This window comes from Flavobacterium sp. PLA-DH12 (genome assembly GCF_059511845.1).
Genome location: NZ_JCAMPD010000002.1, coordinates 420150 through 434865, shown reverse-complemented (window position 1 = coordinate 434865; position 14716 = coordinate 420150). Strand labels below are relative to the sequence as shown.

The window sequence follows — 14716 nt, the reverse complement described above, 5'->3', positions numbered from 1 at the left end:
GATTTTTAAGGGGTTTTCGGGGTCAAATATGCGTCCAAATTCTTTTTGATTTGAACGATTTTGTAATTATCATTTGATATTATTATTGCTTGATCTGGGATTTTATATTTCTTATCATCTCTGAAAACTCCAGCAATATCATTTGCGTAAGCCTCAGATTTTAAACCATGAATAACTACAAAACTTTCTGTTTTATTGTATTTATCCAAAGATGTTGTCAATCTTTCGTAATTTTCAACTAATAAAAATACTCTGATTGCTTCTTCAATTCTTTTAACCGTTTTTGTATCGTTCTTAGAAACACGATATAATATTTTCCAATTTTTAGTATCGGTTGTTGTAAAACTAAGTTTTTCTAGAACTGGCACTTGTTTTTCTAGAATTTCTCTTGCATTTTTACCTTCTTCACTATTAGGGTAATTATCTGCTACGTTTTCAAGTCCTTTCTTATATGCTTCCAATCCATTTACTTTTCCTAAAGTATTGGCTTTTAGCAATTCGTATTTCGATACGATATCATCTCCCGAATATTGGTTAATCAGGTTATCAATATTGGCTAGGACCTCGTCGAATTTTTCTTCTTCAAAAAGTTTATACCATTTCTGATATTCTTTATCGGGACTAGAATTTGGATCGTCTTCTTTATTATTTAAAATATGGGCATATCGCGAATCTGGATATTTCGAAGAAATCTCTGATTTAATAGCTTCTGCTCTTGCTGGATTTGTAATTTGATAAATTTTATACAAATTATACATAGAAGGGAGCACCAGTTTTTCTTCTGGATTATTTTGAAGCAACTGTTCTAGTTTGTCACTAGCCAGATTATATTCTTTAAACTTCTCCTTATATATAAGTCCTAATTGATAGTATGAAAAATTACGTTCTTTACCAATACTATCCATAGCTGCTTGCGAAGTTGGAAGTTGTTCTACATAATAGGCTACAGTATATTTTTCAGGAACAATGGTATCTTTCAGCGCGTTGGCAACTTCTTTCGTATTAATAGTATCATTCAAAGCGGCATCGTTTGCAGATCGAACTCCTGCCAATCTCCAATTTCCGCCCATTGTTCTGCTTCCCCACATTTTTTTAAATTGCAGTTTTCCGTAAGCAACTGTTGTTGGGTTATAAAAGTAAAATGTACTTGCATTATCGTTACTTCCTGGAGGCATGCCATTTCCTTCTGGTTCTACAGGTTTACCCAAAGAATTAGGATTAACGGCTCCGTTTCCTGAAAACTCTGCTTGGGAATTTCGATCAATATTGGCTAATCGCTCTTTTTCTTTTTCTTCTAAAAGACGTTTTGCTTCATCTTTCTTTTTAAGTTCAGCTATATAGTTTTCAAAATAATCTTTCTTTTCGTTCGGCGGTAAGTTGTATACCTTAATAATACTATCATTACGTTTTGCAATCGCTTCGTATTTAATTACATCATCAAGATTTTTTCTGTTTTTTTCTATATAAGCGAATTCCCTGGTTTTTGGATCCAGTTTTACCAAAGTACTGTCATAATACTTGGCCGCCATTGAGTAATCTGTATTTTTAAAATACATATTTCCAATATTTCTATATGCAGAAGCCATTAAATACGGATCTTTTGATTTTCTGCCTAAAGATTTATTGTAAAATAAAAGTGCGTTTTCCTGATCTTTATTTTTATCAAAGAAAACTCCCATTTCATAAAATAAGATATCATAGTAAGGACGGTTCTCACGATTTTCTACCAGCTTATTATAAGCTTCAATAAACAAATCCTGATTACCATTTTCATAATCAAACATCTGTGCTTTTTTCGCGTAAGCATGCATCATATACTTACGATCTGCCTTTCTGTTTAAATCAATAACGGCGTCGTAGAAATAAATCGCGCTGTCACGTTTTCCTTCTGCCTGATACATTTGGCCAAGTATAAAACGATATCTTGCGCGTTCTTCGTTACTTTTTGTAAATTGTTCTGCAACCCTAAGTCTAGATACAGCACTGTCTTTTTGTTCCAGATTTAAAAAAGCTTCCGCCAAAAGAGCATTGGCATCGGCATAAGTCTGTTTGTCTAAATCTGTTTTTTTAAGTAAAATTTTAATATTCTTAAGCGCGATTGCATCGTTACCTAAACGCATATTGGTTTTTTCTCGCCAGATTTTTGCGGTATAAATATTATTGCTTTCTGGATATTTGTATAAAATATAATTGAATGCTTCAATTGCCGGAATAAAACGCTGATCATAATATCTTGCTTTTCCAAGCATAAGATACGCTTCATCCATCTGCCAGTTTCTTTCTCTTCCGCCAATATTCATGGAGTGTTTTTGAATGGCTTTTGTCGCTTTGGTTTCAGCCTTTTCAAAATCAGGATTTTTTGCCTTTTCACCTTCAGAAAAATTTTCATCAAACTGCATTTTTTCTATTGGCAATTGTTTCCAAAAATTATCTTCGTTATTGGCCTGAATAGACTTTAAACCTTTATCAAGGCCAATTCCACCATTATAAAGAATATTATATTTTGTCCCAATCGAGTGAGAACTTCGAGCCAAAAAGGTGTTTTTTTTGGTAGAACAAGCTATCAAAAAAAATAAAAAAACGAGAATAAAACTATATTTGAGAGTATTCTTTTTCAATAGAAAAGAGTTTAAAACACATAACTACTAAAAACCAATTTTAGTATAATCACTTGTAAAAATACGCTTCTTTTTGAAATATAGAAATTCTTACACAGCAAAAAATAATTCTAATTCTTGTAAGGTCTCTTTTGAGGTCTGAATGTCTTTGACTATCTCGCCTTTATTAAGGGCAACAATTCTATCACAAACCTCTACAGTATGCTGTAAATCATGGCTTGAAACCAAAACTGTTACATTCGGATTATCGGCTAATTCTCTAATTATTTTTTTTAATCGGCTAACTGTTGTTGGATCCAAATTTGCAAACGGCTCGTCTAAAATTACAACTTCTGGGTTTCCGATAAGCGTTGCAATGATTCCTACTTTTTTCTGATTTCCTTTAGACAAATCACGAAGATATTTTTTGTTCTTTAAAATTTCACCGTTAAAAAACTCTTCATGTTTCACCAACAATGCATCAATATCTGCTTTGTTCTGATTTCTTAAATCTCCAATAAAATAGAAATATTCTTCTGGCGTTAAATAGCCAATAAGGAAATTTTCATCTAAAAAAGAACCTGTAAACGATTTCCAGTTTTCACTTGTATTCACTTGAATATCATTACTTTTTATATATCCAGTAGAAGGCTGAATAAGATCTAGAAGTAAGCTGAAGAAAGTTGTTTTTCCTGCTCCATTATTTCCTACCAAACCAAAACTTTGTCCTTTAGGAATTTCTAAATTGCTAATGTTTAAAACTGTTGTTCCGTTATATATTTTTGAAAGCTGATTTACTTGTATCATAATAATTTTTAGATTGTTGATTTCAGATTTTAGATTTAAAATAGAGATAATTATCTCATTTTCTAATTGGTAAATTATCTAATTAACCCTTTTGTTTATAAGCACTTATTGTACTGTACTTTTCTATTTTATATCTCTTTTCGATTATTGAAAATACTTTTTCTTTAAGTATAAAACCCAAGATACCAGCTCCTGCAACCAAGCTCAATGCTACAGTCTTATTTCCATAATGTAATCCAAGCCAATATAATAGCAATGGTAAAAAAACTTTAGGAAGCGAAAGGAGCATTGCATTTACGTTAAATGCTTTTTTATCTCCAAAAGCACCGCCAACACTACTTAAATCAATAGGCGTTTTTGTAAATGCACCTCCTAAAAGTACTAAATGTGAGTTTACACCAATATTATAGATTGCTCCAATTATAATAGTTAAGTAAGATTCCCATCCAAAAAGGAGATAAAAAGAAGCCAGTATAGTCGAGATAAAAGTTGCAATAACAATAAGCCACCATTTGGCTGTAATATAACCTCTATACGGAACATTTTGTGTCATCATTAATTGATAATACGAACTATCCCAGCTTGGAACAAATTGCCCAAAAACAAACAGAAATCCTCCTGAAACAAATATTCCTGCAAAGATTTGCATGGCCTGTGGCTGGTGTGTATTTCCAAAAAAAATCAATCCATAGAATAAAAATATCACACTCATTACAATAGTGGTTTTGGATCTTTTATTTCTTTTAATGAGTTTGATATCGTTTTTAAGAAAAGTCCCTAAAGTCCCAAACTGATTTAACCAAGAAAGATTTTCTGTAGAAGCTTCATCTTGTTTTACAGAAAGTCCTGCATCGAGATATAAATTTCTTTCGAAGTATTTAAAAGTAAAAATGTGCAATACAATTAATACTAGGACAGGAATCAAAAATAGGCCGTCTATGTCGTAAAAACTTTGAAAAAATGGAGTCGTAAATAAGGTAATATTAAATAATTGATAATACTGCGCCAATCCTAAAGCCACAATAAGTACCAAAAACAAAGTAAATAGTTTGTCAATATTGCTTAAAATAATATTTAGAAAATTGTTGATGTAGATTATTGACATTACTCCTAAATGCCAAAAAATAATTTGAACAACATCATATCCGTTTAAAATTAAGACAACTGTAAACGGAATAAAAAATAATGCATGAATCCAGTTAAAGAAAGATAAAATCGTTTTGCCTAAAGAAAAATGAACAATCGTTGTTTTTTTTAAAGGAAGAACTAACAATGGCTTAATATTCAGAACAGGAATTGACTGCAATAGCAACCGAATTACTAAATCGGATAAAAAATAGTAAATCAGAAATTTATTTACCGTTACCAATGGTTCCAATTTCATTTCTTTGAGCAAATAAAATGCTCCAACTCCCATACTAATAAAAATTAATGAAAAATAGATCATTAAAAAACCTATTATAATTTTCATTGTCAGATTTTTACCGAAAGATGCCGATCTAATAAAAGCTTTCCATTCGAGATAAATAAACTTCTTAATCATGGTTTATGGTTTAGTATTTTTGTAGTAAGAGACCAAATGTAGGAAAACGTTACAAAAAAAGTTAAAAAAAATAATTTCGTGCTAAAATTTTAATAGTGGTTTGCTACTTTTGCATAAAAATTCTATCATGCCTTCATTCTTAAAACTTATTATTAAAGAGGTTAAAAGAGAAACTGCAGATGCTGTTTCTATTCTTTTTAATGTTCCTGAAGAACTAAAATCTGACTATAAATTTATAGCTGGTCAATATATCAACTTAAAATTAACTCTTGATAACCAAGAAATTAGACGTGCTTATTCTATTTGCTCTGCACCTGATAGCGGCGAATTAAGAATTGCTGTAAAGGCTGTAAAAAATGGTCTTTTTTCTCAGTTTGCTAATACAAAACTGAAAGCAGGAGATGTTCTTGAAGTAGGTCAGCCAGAAGGTAAATTTACTTTTGAACCTGATGCCGAAAGACAAAAAAATTATGTAGCATTTGCTGCAGGAAGCGGAATTACTCCTGTTCTTTCTATCATAAAATCTGTTCTTAAAAATGAACCTAAGAGTTCATTTGTATTGGTTTACGGAAACAAAACTCCTGAAAGTACAATCTTTCATCAAGAACTTCATGATCTGCAATTACAATATGTAGGCAGATTTTTTGTGCATTATGTATACAGCCAAGCAAAAGCTGAAAATGCTTTATTTGGAAGAATTGAAAAATCGGCTGTAAATTATGTTTTAAACAACAAACACAAAGAACTTCAATTTGATAAGTTTTTCCTTTGCGGACCAGAAGAAATGATTAATACTGTTTCTAATGTTTTGAAAGAGAAAAATGTAAAAGAGTCTGCTATCAAATTTGAATTATTTACCTCTTCTTCTGAAGAACATGCAATTCAAGGTTCTCAAGAAGGGCATACAAAAATTACTGTTTTGGTAGACGATGAGGAAACTACTTTCGAAATGTCTAAAAAACAAACTATTCTTGATGCAGCTCTAAAACAAGGTGTTGATGCTCCTTATTCTTGCCAAGGCGGAATTTGCAGCAGCTGTCTAGGGCGTGTTACCGCAGGAAGTGCGGAAATGACGAAAAATTCTATTTTAACAGATAGTGAAATTGCTGAAGGTTTAATTTTAACTTGCCAAGCACACCCAACATCAGAAACTATCTATGTTGATTACGACGACGTCTAGTCTTATCAAACTCCAATATCAAAAATTCCAAATTCCAATCTTTCAATTGGGATTTGGAATTTTTTTGTTTAATTGCGTTTCTACTCTTTGTCAAAGTTTAAAACTTTGACAAAGATGTAACTTGGAATTTGGAATTTAAAAAATTGAAAATTAATTGTTTATGAAATCGGTACGAGAAATTTTTAGAAACAAAGAATATCTTCTAGATGAACCAGAAGTTATTAAGCTAGTTGATTATTGTGAAGAACTTCAGGATGATATTGTTGAACTTAAATTTCAAAAAACCGACAATAAAGAACTTGCTTTACTCGACATGATCAAAGAAGTTATAAAAGGATGTGATGCCATTGAAAGAGAACAAATGGAACATGAACGTTACGGTTATGATGCGCCAAATTACCAAGAAACCATTGCAAATCTAAAAAGTTATATCTACCGTCGCTGTCGCGATGAGAAGATTTGGCTCTAATTGAAATAAAAGCAAAATTTTATCAAAATATTGCCAAATTTTCATTAAATTAGAGGTATAATTATGGCAATCTCAATCTCGTGGTTTGAGTATTTTCAGAGCTAAATCAAATTTGTCAAACATTTAAACATGAAATATCATGACAGCTCACGTACAACACTTTCATCTATATCTATTTATTATGCTGGTTGTAACTGCTTCGCTATGCGTTCTGGCAGTTATTATAAAAATGAAAAACAAAAAAGGTCCAAAGTTGCTTGAAAGAGAAAAATACAATTCAACCTTGACCGAAAAAATGGTAGAAGTTAAAAAGACCGATTCGAATATTTTTAATATCTGGCCTTATGTAAGCAAACTTAAATCGGCTAAAGTCTTATCTAAAAAAATTAAAGATCACGACTTAATTTATAAAATTTATAGAGATCCATCCAATAAATTTGAACATATTCTATTGTCAACCGAAGACAAAAATAATTTTGTCTCCATCATAGTAAACAAAAAAAGAAGAAAAACGATAGGATATTCTTTCCTAGATTCTAATGAAAGATATGATTTAAGCAAAAATATTGCTTAAAATATTGTTCATAACAAATACCGTATCGAGGTAAAACATTTATAGAATCACAATAAAACAAAAGAAAAAAGCTCCAGCGGAGCGACATGTTTTTTTATAATATGTCGCTCCGCTGGAGCTTTTACTTTGTGGATACATTCTTTGCTATAAATATTTTGCTTCTCCGAAGCTACAAAAAAGCTCTTTTTTAGTCTTTTATGAAAGCTGCTCTACAACTTTGTCAACAACCCTTTGCGGTAAAATTGTCCTCATCGCATTTTCATATCCATCAACAACTTTATTGCCATAAACTGACGTTGGTAATTTTGGATATTGATTTCGGTCTGAAGTCAATGCATTTTCTAAACTTTGATTGAATGGCAAAAATCCAGCGTATGGATGCGTCGCACCCCAAAGCGTGATAACTTTTACACCCAACATTGCTGCAATATGTGCGTTTCCAGAATCCATGGAAAGCATTACATCAAGATTGCTTATTAATTGTAACTCTTGCTGAAATTTAATTTTTCCAGCCATATTAATTACATTTTCAAAAGATTCTGAGAGTGAATCTAAAATTTCAATTTCTTTCTTTCCTCCTCCAAAAAGTAAAATTTTGTACGCTGAGTTTTCAGCCAATTTTGCGATTACTTCCTTCATTAAATCTAAAGGATAAACTTTAGAATCGTATTGAGCAAAAGGCGCAATTCCAATAAGTTTTTGATTTTTATTTCCAATAATTTGCAAAATATCAGAACCTAAAACTGCTTTTTCAGGAAATGTTGGTTTCGATAAATCCAAAGGAAAACCTAATTCTTCAAACACTTTTACATGTCTTTCAAACATGGTTGGCAATTGTTTGAAAATTTTGCTTTCTTCTCGCGTCAATTCTTTTTTTCCCTCGCGTCCTTTATCTACAGTTGCTCTTTTTTTTCCGCTTAAAGCGAAAAGCAAACTAACAACCTTAGATCGTAAAACATTATGAAGATCTGCAAAAGCATCAATTTTCAGTTTTTTTACATCTTTATATAAGCGCACAAGGCCTAAAAAACCTTTGTGTCTTTCCTTTTCATCAAAAGCAAAAAATTCAAGATTCGGAATTCCGTCAAAAAACGGTTTGAAAAATGGACGAGAAATAACGGTTAGTTTTACCGTTGGATATTGTTTTACAAAAGCTCGTAAAACAGGAACCGTCATGGCGACATCTCCCATTGCGGATAGTCTCATGACGGCTATATGCTTAATTTTGCTAGACAAGTCTGCCAAATTATTATTTTTTATTTTGATATAAAATAGGGTTCAATTCATCGTCGTTGTACATTTTCATTTGTTTGTACACTTTCATGAATTTGTCTCCATTTTCAATGTCGGTCAATAAATCATCGATTGCAGTTGATAAATCACTTCTTTGTTCTAAAAGTACATTTAACTTTTCTTGACATTTATCTCTGTGTTCTTGAGAAGCTTCTGCACGATTTGCTTCTTCATGCATATGATAAATTTTTAAAGCCAAAATTGACAATCTGTCAAAAGCCCAAGCTGGACTTTCAGAATTAATTTTTGCTCCATCTTTTACTTTTACATCTCTGTATTTTTGCAAAAAATAACTATCTATATATTCCACCATATCAGTACGTTCCTGATTTGATGCATCAATTCTTCTTTTTAAAGTCAATGCTGCAACTGGATCAATTTGTGGGTCACGAATAATATCTTCAAAATGCCATTGAACGGTGTCAATCCAATTTTTTAAATATAACAAATGCTCGAACTTATCTTTTGGATAAGGATTATTGATCGGCTGATCTACATTATCAAATTGGTGATAATCTTTGATGCTTTGCTCGAAAACAGAATATGCTAATTTTGAAAACATGTTTTTATTTTTTTATAAAACAAAGATACTTTTTATACTTTTATACTTTGAAAAAAAACATCAATTTTTCAATTATTCTTAAAAAACAATTGCTCTTCTAAAAAAATAGTATGAAAATCCATTATATCTCTGAGAACAACAGCGTATTAAATCATTTTTTAGGCCAGATCCGAAATGTAAATGTTCAAAATGACAGCATGCGTTTTCGTAGAAATATTGAACGCATTGGAGAAATTATGGCTTATGAACTAAGCAAAATTTTACCTTATAAAAATGTAGATATTCAAACCCCACTTGGAATCAAAAAAACAACCGAAATTGACACTGACTTAGTGCTATGTCCTATTCTACGGGCTGGATTACCATTACACAATGGTTTTTTAAATTATTTTGATCATGCCGAAAACAGTTTTGTTTCTGCCTGCAGATTTCACCCAAACAATGATGATGAATTTGAAATTCGAGTTGAATATCAGGCAATTTCAGACTTAAACAATAAAACTGTCTTGCTTCTCGACCCAATGCTGGCTACAGGGCAATCAATTGTAGCTGTTCATAAAAAACTAATCGAGAATGCTTCTCCAACAGAACTGCACATTATCGTTGTTATCGCTGCTCCAGAAGGAATAGCCTATCTTGAGGAAAATCTTCCTGAAAACTGTCATTTATGGGTAGCTTCTCTAGACGAAAAACTAAATGAGAAAAACTACATTGTTCCTGGCCTTGGCGATGCTGGCGATCTTGCTTACGGAAGTAAATTATAATTGAGAGAAAAACGTAAATAAACTACACACAATCAGCGTGTAATAAACAATTTCGTTATTCAGTTTCTGCTGCATATATTCTATATGACTTGTTGCCATAACGGTTAACGGAGCAATACTGAACAATAATAAATCGTTACTTTTATTTGGTGAAACGATGTAAACAAAAGCCGCTATAAAAAAGCAAGCTACAATTTTCTTATACGAAGAATGTACAATTTGCGGTCTGTTTGACAATGTCATTAACATCGAAGTAACAAAAAACAAAGCTACAGCGGTATATATTGAAAGTGCTGCATTTTCATAATTATTCTTAAAATAATCAATTCTAAAATCGATAACAGCTCTTTCTTGAATGAAGGCTACAGCATCAAAATTGAAAATTAATGATGTCATGTAAAATAAAATCGCAACGGCTAAAAATGCTATAAAAGGAAGAACCCAGTTTCTATAATCTCTTGAAACGTGAAAAATAATGGATATATAAACCAATATTAAGAAGAGAACGCTCCAAAATTGAAATAAAGAAGCTACAAAAATCCAAAATGCAGCATCAAATATTTTTTCTTTTGATGCTTTCAGAGATTGCAGCGAAATCAATCTTCGAAGTGCCAATAAAATAAAAAAATTGGCATAGATAACATTTGAATCATTAAATATTGTTGGAAAAAATAAAATAAACAATAAGTAAAAAAGTATCGCGTAACCATTGTCTTTACTGAGTCCGTTCTTTTTTACAATGAAATTAATCATAAAAAAAGAAGCCAAAATAAAGCATAACAAACTCACTTTTTGAAAAGCCAAAAAATAAGAAGTAACCCAAGAAGGGTCTTTAATTTGGAACATAAAAAAGAAAACCAGTATTAAAATTACAACCAATGAATAATTTAATGGCGTAGATTTTTTAAAAACACTTGTTATCATAAGGATATTTTATACTTTTGTGATTGTAAAGATAATACTTGTTTGAAAGGAAAACAGAACAAGTTGAAAAAAGATTCGTTTAAAAGAATTTTATCTTCAAAGCATTACACAACAATAAATAACATATAATTTTAAAGAATTATGACAGCTTTTTTTGAAGGAATACAATACTTATTCGTTAACATTTTGTTTGCTCCTCTTGACTTTTTACGTCGTTTGGAATTAATTACATGGTTTGGTGCAAACACTATTAACTGGATTTTCATGATCATCTGTGCATGCGCAATCGTTTATTGGATTAAACAATTACGTATTTTTGATGACGCTGGAACAGAAAACCAAGATACAACGGCTCATTCATTTTTAAAATAAAAAATCAAACCCTTTAATTAAAAAGGGCTTGTGAATTTTATTTTTAGATTAAATCAAAACCGATATCTTTTCTAAAATACATCTTATCAAAGCTTAGTTTATCTATGTTTTGATAAGATTTTTTTATGGCCTCTTGGAAATTGTCTCCATAAGATGTTACAGCAATTACACGTCCTCCATTAGTAACGACATTTTCGTTATCCAATTTTGTTCCTGCGTGAAAAACTATCGAATCTGTCACATTTTCTAATCCAGAAATTACTTTTCCTTTTTCAAAATCCTCAGGATATCCACCAGAAACGACCATTACAGTTGTTGCACTTCTTGGATCAACTTCTAAATTAAAGTCTCCTAATTTTTGATCTGCAACAGACAAAAACAATTCAACTAAATCAGATTTTAATCTCGGAACCACAACTTCAGTTTCAGGATCTCCCATTCTCACATTGTATTCAATAACGATTGGCTCACCTTTTACATTGATAAGACCAATGAAAACAAAACCTTTGTATTCGATTCCGTCTTTCTGGAAGCCTTCGATTGTTGGTTTTACGATGCGAGTTTCAATTTTTTCCATTAAAACAGCATCTACGTAAGGAACTGGAGAAACTGCTCCCATTCCACCTGTGTTTAAACCTGTATCGCCTTCACCAATTCGTTTGTAATCTTTTGCAGTTGGAAGAATTTTATAGCTTTTTCCATCAGTTAAAACGAAACAGCTTAATTCGATTCCGTCCAAAAATTCTTCAATAACCACTTTTGCACTGGCTGTTCCAAATTTAGCGTGAACCAGCATATTTCGTAATTCTGTTTTTGCTTCTTCAAGATCTTGAATAATCAAAACACCTTTTCCGGCCGCTAATCCATCTGCTTTTAAAACGAAAGGAGGCTGTAAGGTTTCAAGGAATTTACATCCTTCTTCGACTGTTTCAGCAGTAAAACTGTCATAGGCTGCAGTTGGAATATTATGTTTCATCAAGAATTCTTTTGCAAATTCTTTACTTCCCTCTAATTGTGCACCTAATTTTGATGGTCCAATAACTGGGATATTTTTTAAACTTTCGTCGTTTTTAAAATAATCATAAATACCTTTTACTAACGGATCTTCTGGCCCTACGACTACTAAACTTATATTTTCTTTAAGTACTAATGCTTTTACAGCTTCAAAATCAGTTGCAGATATTGCAACGTTTTCAGCGATTGCAGCAGTTCCTGCATTTCCAGGCACTACAAAAAGTTTTTCGCAAAGCGGACTTTGAGTCATTTTCCATGCAAATGCATGCTCTCTTCCGCCTGATCCCAATAGTAAAATTGTCATGGTGTTGTTATATTTAGTTGTGGTGCAAAAATAATTGCTTTTGAACGTAAAAAATAATTAAATCTCTAAAAAGTTGTTGGTTCTATACTGTTACTAATTCCTAAACATTATTTTTGACAAAAATCTGACGATGAAGCATTACGTAAAAACATATATTTTCAAGGCTCTTAGTACTCTTCCACATTCGCTGGGTTCAAAAATCTATCATCAATTACAAAATGTATCTGAAAATAAAAATATTGAAGGAAAATTAAAAAGTACAGAAAACACGCTAAATTCTTTAGATTCAATTTTTTCAAATTTAAAAATTGATCCGCAAAACAAATCTGCAATTGAAATAGGATCAGGATGGTTACCAATATCACCATATATTCTAATTCACAAGTATAAACTAAAAAACGTCTACACTTTTGATATAAACAAGCATTATCAAACAAAAAATATACTGAGGTTTAATTCTTTATTTTCAAAAATATATAATTGCGATATAACTGTAAGCAATAATCAATATTCGTTACCTGAAAATGTTCATTATTTTCCATTTCAAAATATAATAGATGCCGAAATTCCTAAAGCAGATATTGTTTTTTCAAGATTTGTTCTAGAGCACGTAACTCCTATGGATATAAAAGAAATGCATAAAAAATTTAAGAACTCTTTACCAAAAGGATCTTATATTGTACATTTTATTTCTCCAAGTGATCACAGGGCATATTCTGATAAATCTTTGTCTCTTCAAGAATTTTTGAAATATAGTTCTGAAGAATGGAATAGTATCCAAACAAGATTTGATTATCATAATAGATTAAGGCTTCCTCAATATCTAGATATTTTCAATTCTTTAGATTTAGAAATTGTTTATATTTCTCATGACAATCCAATGCCAAACTCTCCTCAAGAACAAAAATTTAAAAGTTTAAAATTACATGAAGATTTCTTGAAATATTCAGAAAAAGAGTTGACGGCCGGAAGTATAAATATTGTTTTAAAAATATCATGATTCACCTTTTTGATCTTTCACTAAAATTAAATGGTTTTCCTATAAAGAAAGCAAAAAGCGAATTGTGTGAAATTGTTCGTTTTTCTGAAGAAGAATACGTCACATTTCTTGAAAATAAAAAGAAAGAAATTGTTGATTTTCATTTAAATAACAATTCTTTTTATTGCGATTTGGTGGAAAACAAAAAGATTAAAAATTGGAATGATCTTCCTGTCTTAAATAAGCAAAATCTTCAAAAAACACTCGAAGAAAGGCTTTCTAAAGGTTATTCAAAAAAAAACATTTACCTCAACAAAACATCGGGATCAAGCGGAACTCCTTTTGTTTTTGCTAAAGATAAATATTGCCATGCCTTGACTTGGGCTTCGAATATTATGCGCTTTGGTTGGTTCGGAATCGATTTTAATCATTCCTATCAAGCACGTTTTTACGGAATTCCAATGGATCTTATTGGTTATCAAAAAGAGCGTCTCAAAGACTTTTTAACACATCGTTATCGTTTTCCTGTTTTTGATTTGTCTGATGATGTTTTAGAAAAATTTCTACAGAAATTCAGAATTAAAAAATTTGATTATATCAATGGTTACACGAGTTCGATTGTTTTATTTGCTAAATATTTAGCACAGAAAAACATCATTTTAAAAGAAGTCTGTCCAACTTTAAAAGCTTGTTTTGTTACGTCAGAAATGCTTTTTGAAATGGATAAAAAATTACTAGAAAAACAATTCGGAATTCCAATTATTAGTGAATACGGCGCATCTGAATTGGATTTAATTGCTTTTGAAAACCCTCAAGGAGAATGGCAAATAAATTCAGAAACCCTCTTTGTAGAAATTTTAGACGAGAACAACAATCCTCTTCCACATGGAACGGAAGGAAAAATTGTAATTACTTCGCTCTTCAATAAAGCAACCCCTTTTATAAGATATGAAATTGGTGACATTGGAATTCTGGACGAAAAAAGTACTCCTCAAAAACCAATTTTAAAAAAACTAATTGGCCGAACAAATGATCTTGCGATTTTACCAAGCGGAAAAAAATCACCAGGTTTGACATTTTATTATGTAACCAAAAGCATAATTGAAGACGATGGAAACGTAAAAGAATTCATTATCAAACAAACCAAAATTGATACTTTTGAAATTGAATATATTGCTGAAAAAGAATTAGTTTCAGAACAAATTCAAAAAATAAAAGAAGCTATCGATTTGTATTTAGAACCCAATTTAAACTTCACTTTTACTAGAAAAACGGTTTTAGAAAGAACCAACCGCGGGAAACTAAAACAGTTTAAATCGTATTTATAAATATAA

Annotated in this window: 14 protein-coding genes; 7 read left to right on the top strand and 7 right to left on the bottom strand. The window is 31.1% G+C overall.

Annotation, left to right across the window (positions count from 1 at the left end; all coding sequences use genetic code 11):
* Nucleotides 1–5 precede the first annotated feature (5 nt).
* The 3 genes from porW to AC5ZCW_RS05025 all read right to left on the bottom strand — a co-directional run bounded on the left by porW (nucleotide 6) and on the right by AC5ZCW_RS05025 (nucleotide 4947).
* Nucleotides 6–2567, bottom strand: coding sequence for a type IX secretion system periplasmic lipoprotein PorW/SprE (gene porW, locus AC5ZCW_RS05035; protein WP_496118558.1), 2562 nt, complete (start codon nucleotides 2565–2567; stop codon nucleotides 6–8).
* Between the two features lie 141 nt (nucleotides 2568–2708).
* Nucleotides 2709–3404: an ABC transporter ATP-binding protein gene (locus tag AC5ZCW_RS05030; protein ID WP_343540684.1), complete on the bottom strand. Its 696-nt coding sequence runs from the start codon at nucleotides 3402–3404 to the stop codon at nucleotides 2709–2711.
* 82 nt (nucleotides 3405–3486) lie between these two features.
* Nucleotides 3487–4947, bottom strand: a complete 1461-nt coding sequence (locus tag AC5ZCW_RS05025; protein ID WP_343540685.1) for a DUF5687 family protein — start codon at nucleotides 4945–4947, stop codon at nucleotides 3487–3489.
* 127 nt (nucleotides 4948–5074) lie between these two features.
* Here AC5ZCW_RS05025 and AC5ZCW_RS05020 point away from each other — a divergent pair, with 127 nt between their 5' ends.
* From AC5ZCW_RS05020 to AC5ZCW_RS05010, 3 genes are all read left to right on the top strand, one after another.
* A complete protein-coding gene (locus tag AC5ZCW_RS05020; RefSeq protein WP_343540686.1) occupies nucleotides 5075–6127 on the top strand; it encodes a 2Fe-2S iron-sulfur cluster-binding protein in 1053 nt (350 codons plus the stop codon).
* Between the two features lie 160 nt (nucleotides 6128–6287).
* On the top strand, nucleotides 6288–6596 hold the full coding sequence (locus tag AC5ZCW_RS05015) for a hypothetical protein (RefSeq protein WP_343540687.1): 309 nt from the start codon (nucleotides 6288–6290) through the stop codon (nucleotides 6594–6596).
* Between the two features lie 139 nt (nucleotides 6597–6735).
* Nucleotides 6736–7170, top strand: a complete 435-nt coding sequence (locus tag AC5ZCW_RS05010; RefSeq protein ID WP_343540688.1) for a hypothetical protein — start codon at nucleotides 6736–6738, stop codon at nucleotides 7168–7170.
* 195 nt (nucleotides 7171–7365) lie between these two features.
* On the opposite strand, the gene AC5ZCW_RS05005 is transcribed toward AC5ZCW_RS05010, so the two are convergent.
* Both AC5ZCW_RS05005 and AC5ZCW_RS05000 read right to left on the bottom strand, forming a co-directional pair.
* On the bottom strand, nucleotides 7366–8376 hold the full coding sequence (locus AC5ZCW_RS05005; RefSeq protein WP_496118288.1) for a glycosyltransferase family 9 protein: 1011 nt from the start codon (nucleotides 8374–8376) through the stop codon (nucleotides 7366–7368).
* A 43-nt stretch (nucleotides 8377–8419) separates the two neighbouring features.
* Nucleotides 8420–9025, bottom strand: a complete 606-nt coding sequence (locus AC5ZCW_RS05000; protein ID WP_177211496.1) for a DUF4254 domain-containing protein — start codon at nucleotides 9023–9025, stop codon at nucleotides 8420–8422.
* 110 nt (nucleotides 9026–9135) lie between these two features.
* Here AC5ZCW_RS05000 and upp point away from each other — a divergent pair, with 110 nt between their 5' ends.
* Entirely contained in the window at nucleotides 9136–9789 is a 654-nt protein-coding gene (gene upp, locus AC5ZCW_RS04995; RefSeq protein WP_281634382.1) for a uracil phosphoribosyltransferase, read from the top strand.
* Here upp and AC5ZCW_RS04990 read toward each other — a convergent pair.
* Nucleotides 9784–10713, bottom strand: coding sequence for a DUF6427 family protein (locus tag AC5ZCW_RS04990; protein ID WP_496118287.1), 930 nt, complete (start codon nucleotides 10711–10713; stop codon nucleotides 9784–9786). The genes upp and AC5ZCW_RS04990 overlap by 6 nt on opposite strands.
* 141 nt (nucleotides 10714–10854) lie before the next feature.
* Between AC5ZCW_RS04990 and AC5ZCW_RS04985 the strand changes: the two genes are divergently transcribed.
* Nucleotides 10855–11085, top strand: coding sequence for a DUF6341 family protein (locus tag AC5ZCW_RS04985; RefSeq protein ID WP_029271378.1), 231 nt, complete (start codon nucleotides 10855–10857; stop codon nucleotides 11083–11085).
* A gap of 43 nt (nucleotides 11086–11128) precedes the next feature.
* Here the strand turns inward: AC5ZCW_RS04985 and purD are convergent, their stop codons facing one another.
* Nucleotides 11129–12403, bottom strand: a complete 1275-nt coding sequence (purD, locus tag AC5ZCW_RS04980) for a phosphoribosylamine--glycine ligase (protein ID WP_281634380.1) — start codon at nucleotides 12401–12403, stop codon at nucleotides 11129–11131.
* Nucleotides 12404–12533: 130 nt separating this feature from the next.
* On the opposite strand from purD, the gene AC5ZCW_RS04975 reads away from it, so the two are divergent.
* Complete coding sequence (locus tag AC5ZCW_RS04975) at nucleotides 12534–13403, top strand: hypothetical protein (RefSeq protein ID WP_343540695.1); 870 nt, start codon at nucleotides 12534–12536, stop codon at nucleotides 13401–13403.
* Nucleotides 13400–14710: a phenylacetate--CoA ligase family protein gene (locus AC5ZCW_RS04970; protein WP_343540697.1), complete on the top strand. Its 1311-nt coding sequence runs from the start codon at nucleotides 13400–13402 to the stop codon at nucleotides 14708–14710. The genes AC5ZCW_RS04975 and AC5ZCW_RS04970 overlap by 4 nt, the downstream gene beginning before the upstream one ends.
* Nucleotides 14711–14716 lie beyond the last annotated feature (6 nt).

Coding starts and splice junctions, on each gene's coding strand:
- AC5ZCW_RS05025 (WP_343540685.1), bottom strand. CDS start 4,947: ATGATTAAGAAGTTTATTTATCTCGAATGGAAAGCTTTTATTAGATCG.
- AC5ZCW_RS05000 (WP_177211496.1), bottom strand. CDS start 9,025: ATGTTTTCAAAATTAGCATATTCTGTTTTCGAGCAAAGCATCAAAGAT.
- purD (WP_281634380.1), bottom strand. CDS start 12,403: ATGACAATTTTACTATTGGGATCAGGCGGAAGAGAGCATGCATTTGCA.
- AC5ZCW_RS05010 (WP_343540688.1), top strand. CDS start 6,736: ATGACAGCTCACGTACAACACTTTCATCTATATCTATTTATTATGCTG.
- AC5ZCW_RS04990 (WP_496118287.1), bottom strand. CDS start 10,713: ATGATAACAAGTGTTTTTAAAAAATCTACGCCATTAAATTATTCATTG.
- AC5ZCW_RS05030 (WP_343540684.1), bottom strand. CDS start 3,404: ATGATACAAGTAAATCAGCTTTCAAAAATATATAACGGAACAACAGTT.
- AC5ZCW_RS04970 (WP_343540697.1), top strand. CDS start 13,400: ATGATTCACCTTTTTGATCTTTCACTAAAATTAAATGGTTTTCCTATA.
- AC5ZCW_RS05005 (WP_496118288.1), bottom strand. CDS start 8,376: ATGAGACTATCCGCAATGGGAGATGTCGCCATGACGGTTCCTGTTTTA.
- AC5ZCW_RS04985 (WP_029271378.1), top strand. CDS start 10,855: ATGACAGCTTTTTTTGAAGGAATACAATACTTATTCGTTAACATTTTG.
- upp (WP_281634382.1), top strand. CDS start 9,136: ATGAAAATCCATTATATCTCTGAGAACAACAGCGTATTAAATCATTTT.
- AC5ZCW_RS05020 (WP_343540686.1), top strand. CDS start 5,075: ATGCCTTCATTCTTAAAACTTATTATTAAAGAGGTTAAAAGAGAAACT.
- AC5ZCW_RS05015 (WP_343540687.1), top strand. CDS start 6,288: ATGAAATCGGTACGAGAAATTTTTAGAAACAAAGAATATCTTCTAGAT.
- AC5ZCW_RS04975 (WP_343540695.1), top strand. CDS start 12,534: ATGAAGCATTACGTAAAAACATATATTTTCAAGGCTCTTAGTACTCTT.